The organism is Microbacterium daqui (assembly GCF_050408675.1).
GTDB lineage: Bacteria > Actinomycetota > Actinomycetes > Actinomycetales > Microbacteriaceae > Microbacterium.
In genome coordinates this window covers 55111-77811 of the sequence record NZ_JBNTKF010000003.1, presented here as the reverse complement: position 1 = coordinate 77811, position 22701 = coordinate 55111, and the positions used below count along the sequence as shown (strand labels likewise).

Sequence of the window (22701 nt, the reverse complement as noted above, 5' to 3'; positions counted from 1 at the left end):
CTTCACACCCACAGCCCGTTGCGCCGCCGCAACGAATAGTTAGGAATCACGATGAAGAGAAAAGTGATTATCGACACCGATACGGGTGTCGATGACGCACTGGCAATCATGCTGCTCGCGGCAGACCCGGAGGTTGACATCCTCGCGGTGCTCAGCGTCTTCGGAAACTGCACGGGCGAACGCGCTGCCGACAACGCGCGCTACGTGCTTGATACCTGCGGGCGCAGCGATGTTCCGGTTTATCGCGGCAGCGATGTTCCGATTAAGCAGGAACTGCGGCTGAACCCGGGCATCCACGGCGAGGACGGATTCGGAAACACGGGCCTGCGCCCCGAGGTCTCGGTTGCGACCGAGCCCAACGGCGTAGACGTTGTGCTCGACCTCGTGCGCCAGTACCCGGGGGACATTGACTACCTCGCGATTGGCCCGCAGACAAACCTCGCCCGTGCCCTGGAAATCGAACCCGAGTTGCTGCAGAAGCTGCGCAGCACCACGATCGTTGGCACGCTGGGACCGGCGCTGTACCGTGACACCGAGCCGTGGGCAGACCGCCGCTTCCGCGTTTCGCGCGACCCGAACGTCACGTTCGATATCGACGCTGCTGAGGCTGTTGCCGCTCACGAGGGTGACGTGACGTGGTGCGGCCCGTACGTGACCCGCCAGGCGCTGGTTCCGGAGAACTTCTTCCTCGAGATCGCAGAGTCCACCGGGCACGCCCCGGCCGAGTTGATCACGAAGATCAGCGCAGACTACGCGGGCTTCTACAGCCGTTCCTACCCGCAGCCAGGCGACGAGCGAGTCATGGGCATCAACGACAGCATGGCTGTCGCTGCACTCCTGCGCCCTGATCTGATCACGGCATCCGTGCAGCGCCCGCTGCAGATGTTCCAAGACCCGGCGACGGGCGACCGTTACCTCGCGGGCGTGCACCCCATCAAGGACGAGACACGACCGCTGCACCGCGTCGTCGTGGACATGAACTTTGACGGCGTGTTGGAAATGATCGGCGAAACTCTGCGTCGCCCCCTTCCCTGGCGCTAAACGCAATGGAGAATGCCCCTGACCTCGGTTGAGTTCAGGGGCATTCTTGTTGCTATCTAGTCTTCGTAAGCGCGGGCGCGGATCCATGGCATCGGCAGCAGTTCGGCGGGTTCCGCTGCGGCGACAACACCGTCGCCCGTGTCGATGAGCACGCGCAGGTCGTGGCCAAACTTGGGGATCAGCTCGCGGCACACGCCGCACGGGTTGATGACGTGCGGAACATCGTCAACGCCGAGTCCGACAGAAACGATGGTGGTGATGGCTTCTTCGCCGCCGATTTTCGCGTTGGCGACCGCGTTGCTCTCGGCGCACACCTTTACGCGTGGAGTCGCGAGGCTCACACCCAGGTAGACGATTCCCGAGACGCCACGCGCAGCTGCTGCGACGCGGACCGCAGCGGGGTCGTGTACGCGAGAGAGGAGGGCAGAGGCGGCCCCGATGAGCTCGGCATCTGAGGGGAGAAGTGGTTGTGTCATCTCGTACCTTTCTGAAACGAAGGGAAAAAAGGGGAGCCTTCGCCCGAGACCAAAGTCTGCGGCCGAAGGCTCCTGCTGCCGGCCCTGCTCCGGAGCAGGCAGCCGTCAGTCACACTACTTATTGGTTCCGTGCGCGATGACGGCCTCGACGAGCGCGTCTGCGACGCCAGCAGCGTCGATGTCCATCAGGACGTCAACGTTGGGGGTTCCGCCCCAACGGTCAACCATACGCACGACCGTCTGGCCGCGCGTGTGTTTGCCGTCGAGTTCGATGTCAACGCGCAGAGTGCGCACCTCGAACCAGTCGGGGTTGATGGCGTAGGCGATGCACGGAACGTCGTTCAGGTGCATGCCTTCGGTCTTCCACTCCGGCATCTCGGTGGTGTCTTGGTGACGGTCGGGGTAACCGATCATTTCGCACAGAGCAACGCCCATGGGTGAGCCCGACTGCCACAACTTCTCGACACGGTCGGGGGTGACCGAGAACTTGCGGCACACGTCCAGGCCGACCTGCGTCAGTTTGGCGCCCGACTGCACGACGATTTCGGCAGCTTCCGGGTCGTTGAAGATGTTCGCGCTGGCGACGGGGGAGGCGTTTCCCCAAGTGAGTGCTGCGCCACCCATGTAGATGATGCGACGCACGTTCTCGGCGAACTTTGGTTCGAGCGAGATAGCCAGAGCGACGTTCGTGAGGGGTGCGAGCGCCATGATGCTGATTTCGCCGGGGTTTGCCATGACGAGATCAATCATCTTCTGCACGGCTTCGGTGGGGCCATCGGTGCCGGGAGCGGGATCCGGGTACTCCCAGTACCCGACGCCACTCGGGCGGTGAATGTGCTCGGCGAAGTTGGGCTCACCAGCGAGAGGGCGGGGCGCGCCAACCCAAATGGGCAGCTCCGGACGGCCAGCCAGGTGAGTGATCTTGCGTGCGTTTGCGGTCGCCTTCTGAACGTTGACGTTCCCGAAGACGGTGGTGAGGGCCTCGACGTGAAACTTGTCGGTCGCGAGTGCCCAGAACAGTGCGCCAGCGTCGTCGATGCCGGGGTCAGTATCAATGATGAAGCGTTCCATGGTTCCGTACTTTCTTTCGTTCCTCTGCCTGCGAAATCGTGTGCGCGGCACCTCGGCGCCGCGCACACGATCGGACTACTTGCCTACGAAGATGCCGTTACGGTTCTTTGCCAGGACATACAGAACCACGCTGATGGCACACAGGATCGCGATGTAAACCGGGAACACCCAGAACATACCCTCGCCCTGCAACCACAGCAGGAGGTAAGACGCGGTGCCGCCGAAGAGCGCAACGCCGAAGCCGTACCCGAGGCCGAGGCCGGTGCCGCGAATGTGCTGAGGCAGGAGCGAGTTCGAGATCGTGACGAAGATGGTCATGTTGAGAAGCAAGACAATCGCGCCGCCGAACATGACGCTAGCGAATCCGCCGATGCCGGGCTCCGTGTACAGCAGAGCCAAGAAAATCGTCGGGATTGCCAGGAGGCGCGTGACAACGAAAACCTTCGACATTGCGAAACGGTCAAGAATGCGGCTGAGGAACAGTGCGCCAAGAGTCATGAAGACTCCGAAGGCGGTGGTGATACCAAAGACGGCACTCGGGTCTTCCTGGAAAGCCGCGCGTGCAAGGTTGGGGAGGCCTGCGATCCACGTGTAGTTGTATGCCTGGATGGCGCCGACGATGAAGACGGTAGCCAGAACGCTCAGCCAGTACTTGCGAACGTCGCCCCACACCGAGGGCTGCTTCATCTTCTCATCCATGGACGCACGTGCAGCGGTGACGTCAAGCGTCTCCGGCAGCGTGGTGCGTAGCCACAGCACCATCAGTCCGAATAGACCACCGATGATGAACGGAATGCGCCAGCCCCACTCTGCGAGGTTGTCGCCCGTCAGCATCTGCGTGAGGAAGAAGATCGACAGCGGAGCGAGCAGGTTTCCGAGGTTGTTGAAGAAACCGAAGAAGCCTGAGACATACCCAGGGCGGTTCGGAACCAGCTCAAGCGCGTAGGCCGTTCCGAGAGGTGCCTCGACACCGGCTGACAGGCCCTGTAGTAGGCGCATCGCGACGACAATGATCGGGGCCGCGACGCCGATGGTCTCGTAGCCGGGCAGAACACCCATCACGAAGCTCCCGATTGCGACAGCCGCGATCGCGAAGATCATAATCTTGCGGCGACCGAGCCGGTCGGCGATCGAGCCGAAGATCACGCCACCGAGTGGGCGAGCCACGAAGCCAACAGCGAAAACAGCGAGTGCGTTCAGCGTTGACGCGAGTTCGCTATCTGCGGGGAAAAAGTGGGCCCCCAGGTACGAAGAGAGAAGGCCAAAGATGGCCCAGTCGTACCATTCGAGGGCGTGGCCCCAGCTGAGCGCGCGGAGGTTCTTACGCTCGGTTTTGGTGGCTTTACCGGTCAGCTGTGCTGACTCGGCAACCGCGGCGGCTTGTACGCTCATGGAGCTCCTTTGCTCAACTCTCCCGGGGGGATAGTCCTGATTTTGTGCGAACGCCTCGGGGGTGGGCGGCCGACTTCATATCACTATAGTATAGCGCGCGCTATTTGGGGATATCAGTTTTGGGAAGCAGGTGAGAGAGACGAAAATCCGCGTATTCTCGCGGGTGGCTTTGATTCGATGAAGAAGAGTTGGACGCGGTTTTGTCTCCCTTCGCCGCGCCCGCGCGCGAAGCAACGCAAGGGGTGCCCGCAACCTCCTGGTTTCGGGCACCCCTTGCTACTTATGTGAAGGCGTCAGCCTTACGCGTTCGGCATGACGACGGCGCGTGCGGCGAGTTTGCCCGATTCGAGCAGTTCGTAGGCTTCGAGCGCCTGGTCCATGGTGAATCGCTGCACGTCGGGAACGATCTGGCCCGCCTGGTACATCTTGACGACCTCGTGGAGGTCTTCGATCGTGCCCCAGTAGGTGTTGGTGATGACCGCCTCGTAGGGGTTGGTGAAGAACGACCACTGCACGACGCCGCCGGCGATGCCGACGACCGTGAGGCGTCCGCCCTGGGCCATCGTCTTCTGACCGAGCTCGATCGTGGGGGTGACGCCGACGAAGTCGAAGATCGCGTCAACGCCACGGCCGCCCGTGATTTCGCGGATCTTTTCGGCCTGGCCTTCGCCGCCCGCAACCGTGATGGCGCCGCGGGATGCTGCGAGTTCCATGGCTTCGGGCTTCATGTCGGTGGCGATGACCGTGGCGCCGGTGAGGGCCTTAATGATCTGCACGGCGATCTGGCCGAGCCCGCCGAGGCCGATCACGAGAGCGGTCGCGCCACCCTTGTTGAGCTGGGGGAGGGCGAGCTTGATCGCGTGGTACGGCGTGAGGGCCGCGTCTGCGAGGGGTGCGGCGTCGACGGGGTCGGCATCGCCGAGCGGAACCAGGTTGCGGGCTGGAACCACAAGGTATTCCGCCATGCCGCCGTCGCGACCAAGACCGATGCCCTGGTACGGGTTGGTGGCTGCGTTTTCGCAGTAGGTGTCTTGTCCGCGCGAACATGCGGCGCAGTGACCGCAGCCCACCGGACCGAACACAAGGTAAGCGTCGCCCTTGGTGAAGCCGGTAACGCCCTCACCAACCTCTTCAACCCAGCCCGAGTTCTCGTGGCCGAGCGTGTATTCGGGGTCGAGCCCGTGAACCATGCCAGCCTCAAAGTCGGCATAGATCGCGACGTCAGAGTGGCACGCACCTGCTCCGGCAACCTTCAGCAGCACCTCGCCCGGACCGGGGGTGGGCTTGGGGATCTCCTTCAGCGACGGCTTGGTCTTCCAGTCGGTGAAACGTACGGCGCGCATGGCATTGCTCCTTAGTTTGAGCCCGCTGTTGGTGTGTTGCGGGGCCTACTTCAAGGCTATGCCTGGGTTGCGCGGGGTGGGCCGGGTTCGGCAGGAAATATTCGGGTGAATGGAACGTGAGTGCGCCAATTAGGGATGAGGATGCTGCTGTCCGCGAGTTCGGCGGGTACCTAGCTCCTTGCTAAGGGTGCGTAGCTCGTCAGTTCTGAGGAATCCCGCAGCGTCAATCGTTCCGTCTAGATTCAGGCGTAGCTCGATCCGGTTATGTGACCTTAATGGGTCGTAGTCACGATAGCGCTCCGTCAGGTGGATGAAGCGCTGGTTGGTGGAACCCACCAGCACTCGGGCGGGCTCAGGGGCGTCAGCGACAAAGGGGCCATCGACGAGCAGATCGATCTGCTCGAGGAACTTGAGTTGCTCGGCGCTGGTGAGTGCTTCACGCGTGAAACCGGTGAAACAAACCACACCAAGACCACGCTCGCGGGCTAATGAGGCCAACGCGAAGCCGGCTTCAGGTTGTTCCATCGGCTCGCCACCAAGGAGGGTGATCCCCTCGACGCCGTGTTCAAGCGCCTCGTGGACGACAGCGGCCGGATCCACAAGGTATCCACCTCGCGATGAGAAGAGGTGAGGATTGATGCACCCCGCGCACCGAATTGTGCACCCCTGTACCCAGATTGCCGTGCGAAGCCCAGGGCCCTCGGCAGTGGTTCCGTGCATTACACGCGCGACCCGTAGCTGAGTCACGTCAAAATTCCAACCGGCGGCCCGGATCTCGAGGTTGTGGAGATGCGCGCCGCGGGTTTGCAAGAAGCGAGCCTTGGACGCCTGCGAATATATGGGGTTTCACGCCAGCAAGGGTGACAAGGTCGCTTGGGCTCTGAAAACTGCCGACTTGTGAACGAGCAGTAATGATCGCGTCGGCGCTTTCTTCAGTGATCCCCGGAAGGGAGAGGAAGTCTTCTCGCGAGGCTGAGTTGACGTCCACTTTGTCGGCAGTCGCCGCAACCCGGGAAGCACCGGGCTGTCCCGAGGGCAAGGCGTCGACAGCAGACGCGATGGGGTCAAGGGCCGATTCAACGCGCGCGTCCGCGAATTGATCCGCAACTGCTGGGCGCTTGTTCGCCGTGCCTGCGACTGCGTGTGCGCGCCACGTGAGCCAGCGGCGATTCACGATCCATGCGCCGATTGTGCTCGCAACCCAATAGGTCATGATTATCCCGCCGAGGAAGCTGGACATGCGTTCTTGTTCAGCCGTTCCGACTTCGTTCTTGCCGGGAAGATTAAGGGGCGTGACGAGCACGATATACGTGATCGTACAGGCGAGCAGCAACGCGGCGATGAGTCCCCACGTCCACTTCTTGGCTGTGAGAGCAATGTAGCCCCAGCCGATGAACGCGAGGAAGCCAAGAGTCAGAACACCCCACAGCATCCAGATACTTTGCCCCAAACGCCACCATTTTTTGCAAAGCAGTTCTTCAGCGGTACTCATGCGTAATCCTCCAGGCCCTGAGCGTGCTCATTGTTCAGGCGCAACAGGCTAGTCGACGCATCGAACTCTGGTGTCGGGCGGGAGTCGATGACTTCCGCCCGCAACATGGCTTCTAGCGGCGGGATTGCGCCAAGACAGTCGGGCCCGGGCGTTCCGCTTGCCTCCGCCACGATCGATCCGTCTGGCCGAATGGAGATGTTCAATCGGCGTGCCATCACGCTTCCTCGAAGACGTAATTGAGGGTTCCGTTTTCCTGAGTCGTTGAGACAAGACGGAACCCGAGGGACTCAGCGCGTGCAACGACCTGTTGCGCCGTTTTCGTCTGCATAACGCGTCCTAATGTGATGTCAAGGGCGCTGATCATCGCGCCCGTTTCCTGTGCGGACGCATTGTCGACGCGTCCAAGCCAGACGTTTCCGACTTGACGAAAAGTCAATGCTCCCCACGCCGATGTGCCAGTGATGAGAGCGGAGTCAGAAGACTCGACCGTCACATCCATGGCCGCCAAAACCTCACGTAACACGTCGACGCTCGTCACCCGTGTGGCCATGCACTTCGTGCACAGGTCTGTGCGGTTTGCTTCCTTGATGGCAGCGACCGCAGCCATGCCGAGCGGGATAAGGAGAACCTCGATGCTCACGACTTAGAACTCAATCGCGCGGCCGCCGCGCCACGAAGCGACATCGGAAGGATCAGCTGTCGCTTTCTCGTCGTAAGAACCACGAGCCGTGACCGAGGTCGCCGCCACTGCGCGGCTACTCGCCCACTCGCGAATCCGAGTAATCTGCTCGGCTTGCGTGACCGACAGTGGCACTGTGTTCCTGATGCTTCGTGAGAGGTCCTCATGGGACACGGCTCGGCGTTCAGAAAACGCTTCAAAGCAGGCGGCGATAACGGCCTGTTCGATTTCTGCGCCCGAGTACCCCTCGCTTGCTTCGGCCAGGCTGCGCAGCGTAGCCGGGGAAAGCTCGACTTCACCACCCGCGCGCGACGGCGCCTCAAGGTGGCTGTTCAGGTGCAGGTTCCAAATTTCTTCGCGCTCGGGCAGGGTGGGTAGATCGACAAAAAAGATCTCGTCGAAACGGCCCTTGCGGAGGAACTCTGCGGGAAGACTGTCGATCTTGTTGGCCGTTGCGACGACGAAGACGGGCTTCTTCTTCTCCTGCATCCATGTCAGGAATGTTCCAAACACCCGCTGGCTGGTTCCTGAGTCGCCGCCACCGCCTACCGAGCCGAAGCCTTTCTCGATTTCATCGATCCATAGGATCGACGGCGACACTGCTTCCGCAAGCTTGAGCGCGTTGCGCATGTTTTGTTCGCTGGAACCGACGAGGCCCGAGAATACACGACCGACGTCGAGTCGTAGGAGAGGAAGATCCCACTGAGCGGAGACACATCGCGCAGTGAGGCTCTTCCCACACCCGGGGATACCCGTGATCAGTAACCCCTTTGGTGCAGGGAGGCGCCATTCTTCTGCTTCAGGTAGCCATGCTCCGTCGCGCTTGACTACCCACTTCTTGAGGTTGTCCAGGCCGCCGATGCTTTCGAAGCCGCCCTCCGGCGGAATGAACTCAAGCAACCCAGACTTGCGAATCGTCTGTTGCTTTTCCTTGACGATAAGGTCAATGTCGTCCGCGTTTAGCACGCGATCCGTCACGATTGCTCGTGCGAATGCATTGTCGGCTTCCCATAGCGTCAATCCCTGTGCGGCTTGGATCATTCGTAGCCGGTCCTCTTCTGAGAGATCGACCTGGATCGCATCGCGGTTCGCCGACACAATTGTTTCGAGGGCATTCTCGATTTCGGCTGCGTCCGGGAGGGGCAGATCGACGACTGTAACGACCTTCTCGAGGTCCGGCGGGAGAGTTAGCCCGGGTGCCACCATGATGAGCGTATGAGGAGTCGGCCCGCTCTTGAAAGTCGCGGCTGCGTCGAGGAGCGCACGCACCAGGACGGGCTCGATTGGACGACCACTCGCTCCGAGCTGCTGGTGGAGATCGTGGAAGACGAAGATGGTCGGATCGGTGGACTTGATTGCTTCAAGCACCGCTTCTTCGGGCGGGATTGGTTTTACTCCAAGCCCATCGCGGCCATGAAGACCTTTCGTGAGGGAGTACACGCGCACCGTTCTGCCGCGGGGGATCGTTCCCTGCTCCAGGAGGGAATCGATCGCATCCAAGACGCGCTCGGGCTCCTGGGTCTCAACTAATAGAAGAGGGTGTCGCGCACGGATCAGCTCATTGAGCGTTTGCTGGAACGGTGAAAGCTCGAGAATCGTCATTGGTCCCCAAATGGTGGTCGCCGCTGGCGCGCTCGCCAGACTTCAGAGTCAGTCTGCCATATGAGAACTCTCTCACCTATCGATGATGTGAGGATATTTGGTTCCCTGGGAACCATTGCGCAAGCGGTCAAGTCGGCTCGGAAGATCCAGGCGAACCCTCACGGCCGCGAAGCTGCGCGGGGCGTAGGCTAGCGGAGGGCGCCAGGATCTGCTCGTGCATGCATCGCCCGATCGCGTTGAGCAACTCGCGCGAGAAGATAGACACATGACCGCCCTGTTCAACCTCGCCACCATCGGGCGCGGGCTGGCGTTCAAGGCTGCGCTCGACGACGTCAGCACCGCGCTCGACGCAACAAACGCAATCGTCATCACGGCCGCACCCGGAACGGGCAAGACCACCCTGGTTCCGCCTCTCGTCGCCAATCGTGTCGAAGGCCGCGTCATCGTGACCCAGCCGAGACGGGTGGCGGCCCGCGCCGCGGCGCGTCGCCTCGCGAGCCTCGACAATTCAAACCTCGGCGACCGTGTTGGGTTCACTGTGCGTGGCGAGCGCTCGATGACCGATGAGACACGGATCGAGATGGTGACGCCCGGTGTTCTGCTGCGACGGCTCATGGATGATCCCGGTCTCGCCGACGTCGGCGCCGTCATCCTCGATGAGGTGCACGAGCGCGCAATCGACACCGATCTCCTCATCGGCTTGCTGGGCGAAGTTCGCCAGCTCCGTGACGACATCGTCGTGATCGCGATGTCGGCCACCGTCGACGCCGAGCGGTTCGCCGCTGTTCTTGGCGAGTCCGAACCAGCGCCGATCGTGTCGCATGAGTCAGTAGCGCATCCGCTCGACATTAGATGGGCGCCACCCGCGGCCGACCGCATGGACGAACGAGGCGTAACCCCCGGCTTCTTGCGACACGTTGCCCAGGTCGCAGCAGACGCACACCGCCGCGAACCAACCACCGACATCCTGGTATTCGCGCCGGGTGCGCGCGAGGTGAGCGTGATCGCGAGGCATCTGCGCGACGATGTGCGTGACGCCGACGTGCTCGAACTCCATGGCCAGGCACCGGCTCGCGAACAGGATCGCGCCGTGTCCGAACGCGTTGCCGGGCAACCGATGCGAATCATCGTGGCGACCTCGATCGCTGAATCGTCGCTGACGGTTCCGGGTGTGAGTATCGTGGTGGACTCCTGTCTATCGCGGGTTCCCATGTACGACTCGGGCCGCGGAATGTCGGGGCTCGTGACTGTCTCAACCCCTCGAGCGTCCGCCGTGCAGCGCGCCGGTCGTGCCGCCCGCCTCGGGCCGGGCACGGTTATCCGCTGTGTTGATGAACGCACGTTCGCTGCCGCCCCCGCATTCGCGACCCCAGAGATGTTCTCGACCGACCTCACTGACGCGGCGCTCCTGTTGGCCTGCTGGGGTGCTCCACGCGGTCAAGGTCTGCGACTACCCGACGCGCTACCGGCCACCGCACTAGGCCGCGCCGAGGTGGCACTCCAGAGCCTGGGTGCTGTCGATGCCGATGGCCGCGCAACGCCGCTCGGCCACAAGCTCGCCCGCATACCCGCCGACCCTCGCCTGGTGCGAGCGCTCCTCGACGGAGCTGAACTTGTGGGCTCGCGAGTCGCCGCCGAGGTCATCGCCGCGGTGAGCGGCGAGATCCGCGCCGATGAGGCTGACCTCGACGCCACGCTGCGCGCTCTGCGTGACGGCAAGCACCCGCAACATCGCGCGTGGAGCCGTGAGGTGGATCGCTTCACCCGCCTCGCGGGCCGAGCAAAAGGTTCCGCCCGCGCTGATTCCGTCGGCCTCATCGTGGCGCTCGCGTTCCCCGATCGCATCGCGCGCCGGGTGGCAGACGGGGTGTTTCAGCTGGCGTCCGGAACCAGGGCAGGAGTCGCGGGAGAGCTGGCGGGTGCCGAGTGGCTGGCCATCGCCGACATCACGCGCGCGACGAGTCGGGCTGCCGCGGGAACGGGTGCCGTCATCCGGTCCGCGGCGGCTCTTGATGAAGAGTCTGTGCTCGTCGCCGCAAAGCACTTGACGACGGATCGGATCGAAGCGACCTTCACCGACGGTCGCGTGGTCGCCCGCCGCGAAAAGCGAGTCGGCGCTATCGTGCGCTCCTCGGTTCCGGTGTCTGTGAAAGCCGGGGTCGAAACGGAAGCCGCTGTGCGTCGCGCTCTGCAAGCTCGCGGGCTCGACCTGTTCGAGTGGGCGGAGAGCGCGGTCGCATTGCGCTCGCGGCTCGCGTTGTTGCACCGCGTGATCGGCGAACCGTGGCCGTCGATGTCGGACGATGCGTTGCTCGCTCGGCTGGACGAGTGGCTCGCGCCCGCGATATCCGCGCTCGCGGCAGGCAAGTCGGTGTCGAAGATCGACTTGACCTCGGCACTGCGACGGTTGCTACCGTGGCCCGAGGCCGTCGCCCTTGATGAGCTTGTTCCGGAACGTCTGCGGGTGGCGAGCGGCGCGATGATCCGGGTGCAGTACTCGGCACACGACGACCTCAACCCGTCGGCCGTGGTTGCGGTGAAGCTGCAGGAGTGCTTCGGAATGCTGGAATCTCCGCGGGTGGCTGGCGGGAGAGTTCCGGTCATCTTCCATTTGCTGTCTCCCGGCGGTCATCCGCTGGCTGTGACGTCAGACCTGGCCTCATTCTGGGCCGGGCCCTATGCGCAGGTTCGGGCTGAGACGCGCGGCCGGTATCTGAAGCACCCCTGGCCCGAAGACCCGTACACCGCTGTGGCGACGGCTAAGACCAATCGGAGACTGGCGGCAGAGAAGGGCGATTGAGGGCGTTCGGAAATCCGCCGTGCCTTCCCCGCGACGCTAGAGCGCTTCGATCGCAGCTGCGATGCGATCGTCCATGACGGCAATGGATCGGGGGTCGGCGCCGTTCGCCGCCGCCAACCGGCTGGCATCGGCGAGCGCGGTGCGCAGTTCAACCGCGAAATCATCTGCGTCGGCCTCGTCCACGTCAAACAGCCGGAGTGAGTCGCGCTGTCGTATCGCCTCGATGGTGACGGAGTTCTCGCCGGCCAGCGAGAGCTGATGATCGTCGCCGTCACCGAGCGGCTCTGGGTTGACATCGAAGGCGGGGGAGAGCTGCCAGCTGGTTCCTCGGCGCAGGAACCCATGGTTCCGTAGGTGGTCATCGAGGTTTCCCACTGCGGCGCCGAAGAGAGCTCGCCGCCAGAGTTCCCGGGTGTCGGCGCCGTGCAGACGCGCAAAGTCGACGACGTCAACCCAGTCGCCGCCTTCACCATCGCCGGCTTCCAGAGCCGTCATCGCCGAGATATACGGGATTCTGACGCCGTCGACGGAACGGTCGAATCGCTTCAGTAGCAGCACCGTGCGTCGCTCGCCGTCGATGGTGAATTGCTTAGTTAAGTGTGTGGGGGTGTCGATGCCGACGCGCTGCATGAGTTCGAACATGACCGCCTCCCACGCCATCTTGTTCCAGTCGTCGCCGTTGGGCTTCGGAAACTTGGCCAGCCACAGTTCTGACCCAAGTCGCACATTCGCCTTGGGGCGTGCTCCACCCAATGATCCCGTCGCACGGAAGAGTCGACGGACGGCGGCGTTGTCGATGTCGCGCTCGTTGCGTTCGATCTGATCGGCGACGCGCATCAAGGCGGTGAGGTCTGATTCTGCAGGGACGCCGTTTTCGTCGGCGCACGGGATTCCGTTCTCCCAGAAACGGGTGGCGCCCTGACGGCTCTCGTCGCTGACACCAAGCATCAGGCTGATCTCATCGAGTGTCCGCCCGGCGGCGCGGTTGAGTACCTTTCGCCCCCAGGTATCGGGCGCGGAGTCGCTGAAGGGATTCGCCGGAGCAAAAGGGAACGCGCCGCGATGGAGGCCGAGCATGGGTGCGAGTGGGAAGGCCGCTCGGTTTCGGAGGTAGTCATCGTCGTACGTGAAAGACCCCGTCGCGCGCGTGCGGTGAATTCGGCCAGCCAAGACGTCTTTGCCGCCGATCACAGTCGTGACCTCGATCGGCTCAGCCATCGCCACGCACTCTCACGCGGATGGGGAGCGCCTCGTCAGCCATGAGGCGACCACGATCGGTCTCGTATGGATCTGTCGCGGTGACCACCTCGTTCATGAGGCCCAGAACGCGCAGAACGCTCATCGTGATCTCCAACGACGCGCCATCCCCCCGCTCCAGCTTGCTGACGGTCGGCGGCGTGGTTCCTGCGCGCTCGGCGACCATCGCCGCGGTCAAGCCAAGGAGCTTGCGTTGCGTAGCGATGTTCTGGCCGATGGTGCGTAGCGCGCGCTTCACCGGGAGCGGGGTAGATTTCACTCCTCCAGGATAAAGGAGGTTTTTCTTTACGTAAAGTCTTTTTAGATAAAGTATTTTTAATCTAAACTAGCGATGCCCCTTGTCGCTGGCCGAGGATCGTGCAACGACAGTGGCCCGGCCGAATCCAAAGATCCGACCGAGCCACCCCGTTGCTAAATGAAACGCTTACGGAGCATCAATCGCAGCGTTGAACGTTGCCGACGGGCGCATCACGCCGTACGTCAGTGCCTCGTCGGGGCGGTAGTAGCCACCGATCTCGACGGGCGAACCCTGAACGGCGAGCAGCTCCTCGACGATCACAGACTCGTTCGAACGCAGCGTCTCCGCAAGCGTTGCGAATGCTGCAGCGAGGTCAGCGTCAGCGGTCTGTGCGGCCAGCTCCTCAGCCCAGTACAGGGCGAGGTAGAAGTGCGAACCACGGTTGTCGATGGTTCCGAGCTTGCGACCCGGCGACTTGTTCTCGAGCAGGAACGTACCCGTTGCCTTGTCGAGCGTCTCGCCGAGAACGCGTGCCTTGTCGTTGCCGTTCACGTTTGCGAAGTGCTCGAACGAGGCTGCCAGTGCGAGGAACTCGCCGAGGCTGTCCCAACGCAGGTAGTTCTCTTCAACGAGCTGCGAGGAGAGCTCTCAAACGACGCGGGGCCGCTATCTCGCAATCTTTTGTTGTGCGACCTTGCGGATCACATCCAGTGCCGCGGGCGCGTAAGCCCCCCACATATTGGCGACCTGTTCGGGATCAAGTTTTCCGGTGTGCACCTGCTCGCAGAGACGCATCCAACCTTCGCCTGTCGCGGTGGTCAGCGCGAATGCAACACTTGCATTGATCGCGTTTCCTGCGCCAGGAATCACCTTGAGAAAACTCCGCGCGAGAGCTTGTCCGGTGATCTGGAGACCAACTTGCGCCAGGGCTCCTGCGGACATCATGGTCTTCAACTCAAGATCGTAGATCGCAGCGATCCTGCCCATCATTCCGAGTTGGATCGGCGCGAGGACCGGTGCATCGGCAACAATGATCGGAGTCGCAGCCACAGTGGCTGCTGCGGTAGCTGCTGCGGCAATGATTGGGCGGGCGAGCTCTCGCTTCCAGGGGAGATTGAGGCGCTGCGCGATTCGAAATGCGTCCTTGTCAGTTTCGGGTGCAAGGGCGAGTGTTTCCGTGACAAGTTCACCAAGCCCATGCCCTGATCCCTTTCCATTTCTATCGCGCGTAGATGTCAGAATGACCCGCTGGTAGTGGATAGTGATGGGCTGGTCGTTGTCGTGCGGGTCCGTCAACCATGCGACAAACTGCTCGAGGTCTTTCGACACCGTGTACTTCCCTGAGATTGGGTTCTTGTTCCAGTCGACCTTCGTGAGCACAAGAATGACCGGCAGCCCTGCAGCGTCAAGCTCGCGGATCATGGCGATATCGGCAGGAGTGAGGCGGTCAGACGTCGCATGGACGCAGTACCAGACGACTGAGATTTGTTCGTCAACCGGCCGCTTGGCAATGGTCTCCAGGTGTTCTCGTAGCATTGCTGCGGGAGAGACCTCTGATCCGATCTCAAAACCTTCGACATCCCAGATCCCGAGCGAGTCATCGTGGTAGTAATTCACTCCGCGAGTGACAGGGAGCCCGCGACCCACTTCTGCCAAATCTCGGCCAAACACTGCATTTACAAGTGACGACTTTCCGACACCCGAGTTTCCGATGACAGCCAGGTTGAACCGACCGTACCGACCCTTTGCTTCACTCGTAGCTGCGAGGAATGCGGACTCATCGAGAACATGGAGGCCGTTGTCGGTCGGCTCGATGGAGGTGTTCTCGCTCACTTGGGTGGCTCCTTGTGTTCGGGTCTGGGAGGTTTTCCGGGTTTGGGATAACGATATGGGAGGGTGCAGACATCAGCGTCCGGCGTGACAACCTAGCGAATCAAAGCTTGTCAATCCAGGTATCTTCATCGCGATCGGCCCAAGAGTTGCCAGACCGCGTGCGTTGAGATTGGGCGATGCGCTGCGGCAGCATTGCGATCAGTCGGTTGGCGGATTGGCGCTCAGCGTCTACCATTGCGGTCGCGCTCGCTGCAGCGTCCGTCGCGCCGTCCCGCTCAGCCTGCGCGAGGTATTCGTCGAAGTGCCCGCCGGGATCGTCCACGAGCTGCGCGAACAACACCGCTCGTGCGGTCGCGAGCGGGCGCCGCGCCCACCACAGGTGCAGTGTGGACGGGTGCCCATGCCGGATCGACTTCTCGCGCGCGGATTGCGCATTGATCGCCTCGAGCGGCAGGGCGACCTCGATGAGCTTCTTCTTCGGCAACACTTCTCCCTAGTGCTTCATATGTCTGACGGAAGCAGGGGTGCCGTCACACTAGTTCATTTCTACCTCACCCTGTCGCGGAGGAGGGCGGGCTCGCAGCGTTCATCATGAATGTCTGATCGTGTGACTAGCGTGTGTGTCATGCGGACACCCGCATGACACTTTCGAGGCCGGTTGAAAGCGCAGCGTCACGCCATGAGCCTTCGCCTGCACATCCAGGTTGCAGCTGCTTTCGGCATATCTGTTTCCGCCGGCGCGCCGGCTGGCTTTAGGCGACGCCAGGCCCTATTTTCATGAAGTGTGGTACGTACTATGATTCCGCCCATTGATTCGAGCGTTTCGGATCAGTCCGACGCGAAAACGATTCGAGTGATCGACCTCTTCGCAGGAGCAGGCGGATTCACCGCAGGGCTTCACGCCGCCTCAAACCGCTTCCAAACCGTTCGTGCCGTTGAAATGGATCCGGCCGCCGCCGCCTCATACGAGGCCACCTTTGGTGAAGGCATCGTGTACGCGGGGAGCATCCAAGACTGGTTAGCGGATGAAGACGTTCCGACCGCTGACTTGATCGTGGGCGGCCCTCCTTGCCAAGGATTCTCGACGCTTGGCAAGCAAGACACAGAAGATGTTCGCAATAGCTTGTGGCGCGAATACATGGAAACGATTGTGAAGGCACGTCCAAAGTACTTCGTGGTTGAGAACGTCGCAGCTTTTGCCAAGTCGCCGCAGTACGCCCTATTTCTGGAAGAAACGAAGAAGGGTGGTCGTCTTCACGAATACGCGTTTCAGCACAAAGTGTTGAACGCCGCAGACTACGGTGCGCCCCAAGCCCGCAAGCGCACGGTCATCATCGGACACCTGCGGTCACTTCCATTCCCGGGTTGGCCCGATCCGACCCACGAGCACGAGCATCGGTCACTTCGTGACGCGTTCGATGAGGCGCAGGTCCCTCTGAAGCCCGAGGGGATAGATCTTCCCAGCAGTAAGTCTGTGACGGTCGATGGGAAAACATTCGCGGGGCCGTTTACGCGCCGAGAACTCCACCTTGATCGACGGTACACAGAGCTCTCTCGCGACCGGTTCAAAGCGATCGGCGCGGGTGGCAATCGGTTCGACCTTGCGAAGAAGCGTCCGGACCTTCTTCCAAAGTGTTGGATCAACCACACGACAGGCGCAGCCGATGTCATGGGACGCCTCCGCTGGGACAAGCCTTCAGTCACGATTCGAACTGAGTTCTTTAAGCCCGAGAAGGGTCGCTACCTGCACCCGGACGAAAATCGTGCAATCACCCACTTCGAAGCCGCTGTACTGCAGGGCTTCCCGCCCGACCACAAGTTCGTAGGTTCCAAGACCGCCATCGCCAAGCAAATCGGCAACGCCGTGCCCATCCCTCTTGGCCAAGCCATCGCCGCGAAGCTTCTCGAGAGCTTCACGCAGTAGCTATGGCGTCGGGTGTTCGCCCACGTTGATGCGACGACGAAGATGGGAGATCAAGCTGAGTGCGTCGAGACAGTCTTGATAGGTGAAGACCCCACTGTTTAGCAGTGCGCGGACCGGCTCGTGTTGAATTGGGTCTCGGAATCCGCTCCAAGCGGCCAGTGAGAGATTCAACTGTGCGGTTCGGAGGTTTTTCTGTGTGTCTGGTGCAAGATCAAAGTCGACGTATGGCGCGATGACGTCGATGCGAGGCGAATCTGCGCCGCCGAACGCCCACCCGATCACGTTGACCTCGAGCATCTCTGGCGCGGCTTGTGACAGTTGTCGAACGTCCTTCACGTATTGTTTGATCGCCTCAACAACGGCGTGATGGTAGTGTCCGGACTTGTACTCGCTTGCGGAGGCAGTCTGTATCGACGGATGTAGCGCTCGCCAATGTAAGTCCGCGTACTCGGGCGCAATTTCGCGGAGGCTGTCGACGATGGTCTTACGATCGGTGTCGCCGATATCGTTGTCAGCGGATGTGAGCGTATCTAGTACCCGCTTTACGGCTTCCGATTCTTTGCCCTGAATGGTGGAAGTCCACGCATCGATGTCCACACCAGCGTCGTTCCTAAGCTTGTCTTTGTTTGCCTGTGCGCGAAGCGCACGGTGTTTCTGCGCTGCTTCTCGAACAATTGTGACCATGCGTTCGCGTAGCGCAGCGGCGCTCGCAGACTCCCACACAACGGATCGTCGATCAGTCGAGATCACGTCTGACTCGGAATCCAACTCGTCAACGTCGATGTACCCGGTCAAGTAGGCGTATGCCTGAGAGCTGGCAGACACGCCGAAGAACTCAGGTTCATTTGCGAGTCGTCCGCGCACATAAAGGGTAATTCCGCGGAGGTGGCTCGCGAGTGGAGACGAAGCCGCGTAGACCTTGCCGGTGATCGGCATCGTCGTTGTTGCTTCGGTTGACACAGACGATGGCGATTGGAAATCAGTTGGGACTACCCATTCTGCGTCGACCGGAATTGATGCATACCTGAGCGTCCGGTCGACTGAGAATCGAATGTTTGCACGGGTGACTTCGAGATTGAAGTCATCGTCGGAATAGTTGAAAAGCCTGGAAAGCTGTGCTGCGAGCGTTTCTGGATTGATCTCGGTTTGACGGTTTAGCTCGTCGATATGAATGTGAGTGAACTGCGCTTCAGAGTCGGCGTCAATGCGCTGCACCTGCGGAAAATACTCAGCCGCAGTTGAACCCTTGATCTCGCCCCAGACCATCGTCACTTTCGTTGAATGCATTTCACCCGATCGTTTCGTATCGACGGTGATGTGGTTTCCGATCCCGAATACGGCCAGCTTTCCGAGGCCCTTACGACCTGCAACCTTTCGACGACCCGACTCGGAAAACTCGCCGTCGCCGGATGCGCGTCGATTCCTACCGATTCGCAGGTAGTTTTCCTGCAACTGTTCCGGAGACATCCCGTGACCATCGTCGAGAACCGAAATCTTGCGGCCAGAATCGTCGATTTTGACGGTCACGTTGTTTGCATCAGCATCGTATGAGTTCGCGATCAACTCGGCGATAGCATTCGGCAGATGAGAATACATTCTGAACCCGAGGTGCTCGATTGTGAGCGGGTCGAATGTCAACTTGAGCTCGGTCATGAACGCCCATCCTTCGGTTCAGTTCGGTTGGCGACGTCGCCGTAGAACTCTGTCACGCTGTCGAGGGCGAGTTGCGCGAGAGCTGCCATTTCGACAATGGATGGCGCATACACAGCCAGCAGCTGAGGGCGGTTCTCGTCGATTTCGAAGCCACATCCCGCAGCGTGTGCGAGACGTTGGAGGATTGTTGCATGCTCGTCGCCGATCGCCATACTGACCACGGGGTATTCGGCCCATTGTCTGTGTGCGGCGGCATGCGCACGGCAGCTGGCGGCGGGGATGACGCCCACAGCGCTCAACGCATAGGTCAGGCCAGCGACGCCAAGCTCGAGTCCTTCTAGCCCGTACCAATCCGGCTGCCAGACGAGCGCGGGTGCATCTTCAGTCGGATCGTCAGGTGATTCAAATTCGATCGCGCTTGCAACAGCGTCGAACTCTTCGGCAGTCGAAGTGCGCTCATCGACAAAGTTGATGGCAACTTGCTCCGCTTGGGCGACTAACGCGGCTTCCTTCAAATCTGTGTCAATTGACCAGGTGTTGTGGAAGAAACCGATGCCTTCGTCAACTTCTTCTCTGGTTGGTACCCAAAATGTCGCGTCGATCGGAAGCGTGGAGTCGACCTCAATGTCGTACCTGGGAATCATGAGGTCAGTTTGGCATGAGCGGCCGCTGGATTGCGCTAACTGTGGCGGCGTCTCTTGTCATGAAGGCCAGTGGCCCGGCCGAATCCAAAGATCCGACCGGGCCACCCCGTTGCTAAACGAAACTCTTACAGAGCGTCGATCGCGGCGTTGAGTGTTGCCGACGGGCGCATGACGGCGTAGGTCTTTGCCTCGTCGGGGCGGTAGTAGCCACCGATCTCGACGGGCGAGCCCTGAACAGCGAGCAGCTCCTCGACGATGGTCTGCTCGTTCGAACGCAGCGTTGCCGCAAGCGTTGCGAATGCCGAAGCAAGCTCAGCGTCAGCGGTCTGTGAAGCCAGCTCCTCAGCCCAGTACATGGCGAGGTAGAAGTGCGAACCGCGGTTGTCGATGGTTCCGAGCTTGCGGCCAGGCGACTTGTTCTCGAGCAGGAACGTACCCGTTGCCTTGTCGAGCGTCTCGCTGAGAACGCGTGCCTTGTCGTTGCCGTTCACGTTGGCGAAGTGCTCGAACGAGGCTGCCAGTGCGAGGAACTCGCCGAGGCTGTCCCAACGCAGGTAGTTCTCTTCAACGAGCTGCTGAACGTGCTTCGGAGCGGAACCACCGGCACCGGTCTCGAAGAGACCACCACCGTTGAGAAGCGGAACAAACCCGAGCCTGTACGCGAAGTAGCGGTGGCTGTGACCCGGTCACGCGGAATGCCTCGGAGACGGCCCTACGCATCGAAATGAGCCGCGCGCGCGACGGCCTAGCGTCTTTGTGCAACAGCCACAGCACGCACCCATTCCTCCAAGGTGCCCTGAGACGCCTCGATCTCTTGAAGTCGACGCAGTAGATTCTCACTGAACGTCTTGACTGACTTATCAATATCCTCATTTGTCCACAGAAGGGCGCTTTGAAGGAGTTGATCTGCCGACTCGAAAGCGACCGTCAGGACCTCTGGCGCGTTTGCTTCCAGCATTGCGCTTTCAAGGTTTAAGGGCTTCTGTCCGGCTGCATCGACCAACATCACCGCGCGATGCACGCCCGCTGTAGAGCATTCTCGGACGAAACCGATAAGTTCGGTCTGCGAGACCGGCTTGCCGCGAACTTCCATCGCAAAGAGTGCCTTCTCGTTCACGATAGCCTGCACGTCGCCGGGGACATCTCGGGAAGGGTCATTGATGCGGCGCGTCCTTACGTGGGAGAACTGCATCAATGAAACGCATGCCGCAGCAAAAGCTTGCAGCCGTTGAGGGCGATCCTTCGCGTCGTGCCGCAAGAAATCTTGCGCTGCAATGCGAGCACCTGAAACGGACAGCCCGCTCGTGGGGACCGAAACCTTTCGGGCTGCGGCAGTCCTTGTGAGCGCTTCGCGTAGGAAAGCGGCCAAGGCATCGAACGCATCGTTAGCGCTAAGTGAGTTTGCCGCAGTTGCAACTTCAAGAAAGACCGCTGTGTCGTCCGGGTTGCGGGTGCGCTCGATCTTATCGATCCGGTCATAGCGAAAGAACGGCTGGTTATTCAGTGGCTCTCGACCAGTGTTGCGAATGGTGAAGTTGTGCTGGACGGCAGCGGGGACGATCACGCCGTGGCATAGACCTCGAGCGCTGTAGGAGAACGGGTTCGCCTCGTCGTGCTTGAGGCTTAAGGTGTCAACCTCTTGATTGGTGGCTTTGGCCAAGAGCAGGGTGACCAATGCGGGTGTCCAAGTCATCGCGTCAAGGGAAAATACCATCCTTGAGTAGCTGGTCCACACGATGGGAAGCGGTTGGCCGGTCTTAGCGACAGTCAAAGCATCCAAGAGGACCCCTTCAGCTTCGACAGGAGAAATCTTGATTGGCATTCTTGTGCCTTCCCCGGTCTCAGACTGCCAATCTAGCTAATCAGGACCGCGCTGCCTGCTGAACGCAACAGCTGATCGTCTCTATCGCTTCCAGCATCAAGATACCCGAGCTGAAGACTAAGTGCTCGCAGCACAGCCTTGCCTAGTTCCATCGGGACCGCGTTACCAAGCTGACGCTGGATGTCCGCACGAGATCCCATGAGTTGGAAATTGTCGGGGAACGTCATTAGACGTAGAAGCTCAGGAACGCGGAGGCGACGAGCCCGAAGCTCCCCACGCTCATTTGGAAGGTTTTCCCAATGGAATGGACCTACATAGGGGCCAGGCTGAGCTTGGAGAGTTGAGCTGGGCTTGTCCGCAGTCAATCGAAGGAGGAACGTCCAGTACCGTGAACGCCACTGGAACTCATTGCGTCCGCCGTAGCGCTCCGTGTGCCAGAGGTAGTTCTGTCCGCCAGGGACCTCGGCAGCAAGCTCTCCGTATTTCCCCTCGACAAGCTCACCCGGCTCGGGCATCGTTTTCAACGTTTTGAACGCCTCCCCTGCAGAGATATGGAGCGGCTTGGAACGGTCCCAATCTCGGCTCGTTTCGCTCGGCCCTGCATGCGTTGGCTCCGGGAATTTGAAGGCTTTGCCGTCTCGGCGTCCTACAACGAACACACGCTTGCGTAGCTGGGGAACGCCGTAGTCTGCTGCGAGAAGGACCTTCCACTGCGGGTTGTAGCCAAGCTCTGTGAGCGCGCCGAGAAGCTGCTTGAAATGCTCCTTATGCGTCTTGTATGTGAGTGCCTGAACGTTCTCAAGAACAAATGCCTCTGGCCGAGACTGAGCAACGACGCGGACATACTCTTCTAGGAGCGAAGCGTCGGGATCTCGGGATTCACGCTTCTCAGCTAGCCAGAAGCCCGACTTGGAGAACGGTGTGCACGGTGGCCCGCCGACGACGAGGCCCGCCTCGCCCTCTGTCATCGATCCTAAGCGGAGTAGCTCGCTTGTAGGGGTGTCTCGAATGTCCCTAGGCACGGTTGCGGTCTCAGGCATGTTCAGCGCGAGAGTGTCGAGAGCCTGCGGGGCGTAGTCCGTAGCGACAGCGACCCGATAGGGTCCCGGCGTCGGTTCCTCGGGCACAGTGAGCGGAGCATCAGCGACTCGATCGACGGCCAGATCCAGCCCACCAGCTCCGGAGAACAAGCTAATTACGGGGAGCTTGTGGTCTGCAGTCATGCGGACTCCTGGCTGGTGAAAATCATATTGTCAATCGTACAATCGACGGCCGACATCGAGCTGGGATCGACAAACTGGCAGCTCGCGCGGAGTGTCGCGGCGTGATCAATGCCGCGCAGGAACGAGTTCCTCTGATGAAGAATCCTCAACCCCGTAAGGACGGGGTGGCCCGGCCGAATCCAAAGATCTGACCGGGCCACCCCGTTGCTAG

At 61.0% G+C, this 22701-nt stretch carries 20 protein-coding genes and 2 pseudogenes; 3 read left to right on the top strand and 19 right to left on the bottom strand.

Features of this window, described 5'->3' with window-relative positions; genetic code table 11:
- The first annotated feature begins 51 nt into the window (after positions 1–51).
- On the top strand, positions 52–1041 hold the full coding sequence (locus ACQUSY_RS02855; RefSeq protein WP_428903004.1) for a nucleoside hydrolase: 990 nt from the start codon (positions 52–54) through the stop codon (positions 1039–1041).
- Positions 1042–1097: 56 nt separating this feature from the next.
- Here ACQUSY_RS02855 and ACQUSY_RS02850 read toward each other — a convergent pair whose 3' ends face one another.
- The 9 genes from ACQUSY_RS02850 to ACQUSY_RS02810 form a co-directional block, all read right to left on the bottom strand.
- Positions 1098–1517 (bottom strand): hypothetical protein, encoded by a 420-nt coding sequence (locus ACQUSY_RS02850; protein WP_428903003.1) that lies wholly within the window; start codon positions 1515–1517, stop codon positions 1098–1100.
- Positions 1518–1631: 114 nt separating this feature from the next.
- Entirely contained in the window at positions 1632–2588 is a 957-nt protein-coding gene (locus ACQUSY_RS02845) for a nucleoside hydrolase (RefSeq protein ID WP_428903002.1), read from the bottom strand.
- A gap of 75 nt (positions 2589–2663) precedes the next feature.
- Complete coding sequence (locus tag ACQUSY_RS02840) at positions 2664–3980, bottom strand: MFS transporter (protein ID WP_428903001.1); 1317 nt, start codon at positions 3978–3980, stop codon at positions 2664–2666.
- A gap of 299 nt (positions 3981–4279) precedes the next feature.
- The gene (locus ACQUSY_RS02835; protein ID WP_428903000.1) at positions 4280–5323 is read right to left on the bottom strand and encodes an NAD(P)-dependent alcohol dehydrogenase; all 1044 of its coding nucleotides are present in this window, start codon (positions 5321–5323) and stop codon (positions 4280–4282) included.
- Between the two features lie 129 nt (positions 5324–5452).
- Entirely contained in the window at positions 5453–6043 is a 591-nt protein-coding gene (locus ACQUSY_RS02830) for a 4Fe-4S single cluster domain-containing protein (protein WP_428902999.1), read from the bottom strand.
- A gap of 28 nt (positions 6044–6071) precedes the next feature.
- Complete coding sequence (locus ACQUSY_RS02825) at positions 6072–6815, bottom strand: ComEA family DNA-binding protein (protein ID WP_428902998.1); 744 nt, start codon at positions 6813–6815, stop codon at positions 6072–6074.
- Entirely contained in the window at positions 6812–7030 is a 219-nt protein-coding gene (locus ACQUSY_RS02820) for a DUF2997 domain-containing protein (protein WP_428902997.1), read from the bottom strand. The genes ACQUSY_RS02825 and ACQUSY_RS02820 overlap by 4 nt, the downstream gene beginning before the upstream one ends.
- Positions 7030–7455: a hypothetical protein gene (locus tag ACQUSY_RS02815; RefSeq protein WP_428902996.1), complete on the bottom strand. Its 426-nt coding sequence runs from the start codon at positions 7453–7455 to the stop codon at positions 7030–7032. Before ACQUSY_RS02815 ends, ACQUSY_RS02820 begins: the two co-directional genes overlap by 1 nt.
- 3 nt (positions 7456–7458) lie before the next feature.
- Positions 7459–9096 (bottom strand): AAA family ATPase, encoded by a 1638-nt coding sequence (locus ACQUSY_RS02810; protein WP_428902995.1) that lies wholly within the window; start codon positions 9094–9096, stop codon positions 7459–7461.
- A gap of 265 nt (positions 9097–9361) precedes the next feature.
- Between ACQUSY_RS02810 and hrpB the strand changes: the two genes are divergently transcribed.
- A complete protein-coding gene (gene hrpB / locus ACQUSY_RS02805) occupies positions 9362–11896 on the top strand; it encodes an ATP-dependent helicase HrpB (RefSeq protein WP_428902994.1) in 2535 nt (844 codons plus the stop codon).
- A 36-nt stretch (positions 11897–11932) separates the two neighbouring features.
- Here hrpB and ACQUSY_RS02800 read toward each other — a convergent pair whose 3' ends face one another.
- The 5 genes and pseudogenes from ACQUSY_RS02800 to ACQUSY_RS02780 all read right to left on the bottom strand — a co-directional run bounded on the left by ACQUSY_RS02800 (position 11933) and on the right by ACQUSY_RS02780 (position 15711).
- A complete protein-coding gene (locus tag ACQUSY_RS02800; protein WP_428902993.1) occupies positions 11933–13114 on the bottom strand; it encodes a type II toxin-antitoxin system HipA family toxin in 1182 nt (393 codons plus the stop codon).
- Complete coding sequence (locus ACQUSY_RS02795; RefSeq protein WP_428902992.1) at positions 13107–13412, bottom strand: helix-turn-helix domain-containing protein; 306 nt, start codon at positions 13410–13412, stop codon at positions 13107–13109. The genes ACQUSY_RS02800 and ACQUSY_RS02795 overlap by 8 nt, the downstream gene beginning before the upstream one ends.
- Before the next feature lie 165 nt (positions 13413–13577).
- Positions 13578–14027, bottom strand: a pseudogene (locus ACQUSY_RS02790) (NADP-dependent isocitrate dehydrogenase); the annotation flags it as partial.
- Between the two features lie 30 nt (positions 14028–14057).
- Positions 14058–15224, bottom strand: a complete 1167-nt coding sequence (locus ACQUSY_RS02785; RefSeq protein ID WP_428902991.1) for a GTPase — start codon at positions 15222–15224, stop codon at positions 14058–14060.
- Between the two features lie 100 nt (positions 15225–15324).
- Positions 15325–15711, bottom strand: a complete 387-nt coding sequence (locus ACQUSY_RS02780; RefSeq protein ID WP_428902990.1) for a DUF1156 domain-containing protein — start codon at positions 15709–15711, stop codon at positions 15325–15327.
- A gap of 309 nt (positions 15712–16020) precedes the next feature.
- Here ACQUSY_RS02780 and ACQUSY_RS02775 point away from each other — a divergent pair, with 309 nt between their 5' ends.
- On the top strand, positions 16021–17148 hold the full coding sequence (locus tag ACQUSY_RS02775) for a DNA cytosine methyltransferase (protein WP_428902989.1): 1128 nt from the start codon (positions 16021–16023) through the stop codon (positions 17146–17148).
- On the opposite strand, the gene ACQUSY_RS02770 is transcribed toward ACQUSY_RS02775, so the two are convergent.
- The 5 genes and pseudogenes from ACQUSY_RS02770 to ACQUSY_RS02750 form a co-directional block, all read right to left on the bottom strand.
- Positions 17149–18801 (bottom strand): TIGR02391 family protein, encoded by a 1653-nt coding sequence (locus ACQUSY_RS02770; protein ID WP_428902988.1) that lies wholly within the window; start codon positions 18799–18801, stop codon positions 17149–17151.
- Positions 18798–19445, bottom strand: coding sequence for a hypothetical protein (locus tag ACQUSY_RS02765; protein ID WP_428902987.1), 648 nt, complete (start codon positions 19443–19445; stop codon positions 18798–18800). The genes ACQUSY_RS02770 and ACQUSY_RS02765 overlap by 4 nt, the downstream gene beginning before the upstream one ends.
- Positions 19446–19570: 125 nt before the next feature.
- Positions 19571–20107 (bottom strand): annotated as a pseudogene (locus ACQUSY_RS02760) (NADP-dependent isocitrate dehydrogenase); the annotation flags it as partial.
- An 83-nt stretch (positions 20108–20190) separates the two neighbouring features.
- Entirely contained in the window at positions 20191–21267 is a 1077-nt protein-coding gene (locus ACQUSY_RS02755; RefSeq protein ID WP_428902986.1) for a restriction endonuclease, SacI family, read from the bottom strand.
- Positions 21268–21299: 32 nt separating this feature from the next.
- A complete protein-coding gene (locus tag ACQUSY_RS02750) occupies positions 21300–22490 on the bottom strand; it encodes a DNA cytosine methyltransferase (RefSeq protein WP_428902985.1) in 1191 nt (396 codons plus the stop codon).
- Positions 22491–22701 lie beyond the last annotated feature (211 nt).

Bases quoted from the DNA above. Each gene is read 5' to 3' on its own strand.
- ACQUSY_RS02855 (WP_428903004.1), top strand. From the start codon at position 52: ATGAAGAGAAAAGTGATTATCGACACCGATACGGGTGTCGATGACGCA.
- ACQUSY_RS02850 (WP_428903003.1), bottom strand. From the start codon at position 1,517: ATGACACAACCACTTCTCCCCTCAGATGCCGAGCTCATCGGGGCCGCC.
- ACQUSY_RS02845 (WP_428903002.1), bottom strand. From the start codon at position 2,588: ATGGAACGCTTCATCATTGATACTGACCCCGGCATCGACGACGCTGGC.
- ACQUSY_RS02840 (WP_428903001.1), bottom strand. From the start codon at position 3,980: ATGAGCGTACAAGCCGCCGCGGTTGCCGAGTCAGCACAGCTGACCGGT.
- ACQUSY_RS02835 (WP_428903000.1), bottom strand. From the start codon at position 5,323: ATGCGCGCCGTACGTTTCACCGACTGGAAGACCAAGCCGTCGCTGAAG.
- ACQUSY_RS02830 (WP_428902999.1), bottom strand. From the start codon at position 6,043: ATGCACGGAACCACTGCCGAGGGCCCTGGGCTTCGCACGGCAATCTGG.
- ACQUSY_RS02825 (WP_428902998.1), bottom strand. From the start codon at position 6,815: ATGAGTACCGCTGAAGAACTGCTTTGCAAAAAATGGTGGCGTTTGGGG.
- ACQUSY_RS02820 (WP_428902997.1), bottom strand. From the start codon at position 7,030: ATGGCACGCCGATTGAACATCTCCATTCGGCCAGACGGATCGATCGTG.
- ACQUSY_RS02810 (WP_428902995.1), bottom strand. From the start codon at position 9,096: ATGACGATTCTCGAGCTTTCACCGTTCCAGCAAACGCTCAATGAGCTG.
- hrpB (WP_428902994.1), top strand. From the start codon at position 9,362: ATGACCGCCCTGTTCAACCTCGCCACCATCGGGCGCGGGCTGGCGTTC.
- ACQUSY_RS02800 (WP_428902993.1), bottom strand. From the start codon at position 13,114: ATGGCTGAGCCGATCGAGGTCACGACTGTGATCGGCGGCAAAGACGTC.
- ACQUSY_RS02775 (WP_428902989.1), top strand. From the start codon at position 16,021: ATGATTCCGCCCATTGATTCGAGCGTTTCGGATCAGTCCGACGCGAAA.
- ACQUSY_RS02770 (WP_428902988.1), bottom strand. From the start codon at position 18,801: ATGACCGAGCTCAAGTTGACATTCGACCCGCTCACAATCGAGCACCTC.
- ACQUSY_RS02765 (WP_428902987.1), bottom strand. From the start codon at position 19,445: ATGATTCCCAGGTACGACATTGAGGTCGACTCCACGCTTCCGATCGAC.
- ACQUSY_RS02755 (WP_428902986.1), bottom strand. From the start codon at position 21,267: ATGCCAATCAAGATTTCTCCTGTCGAAGCTGAAGGGGTCCTCTTGGAT.
- ACQUSY_RS02750 (WP_428902985.1), bottom strand. From the start codon at position 22,490: ATGACTGCAGACCACAAGCTCCCCGTAATTAGCTTGTTCTCCGGAGCT.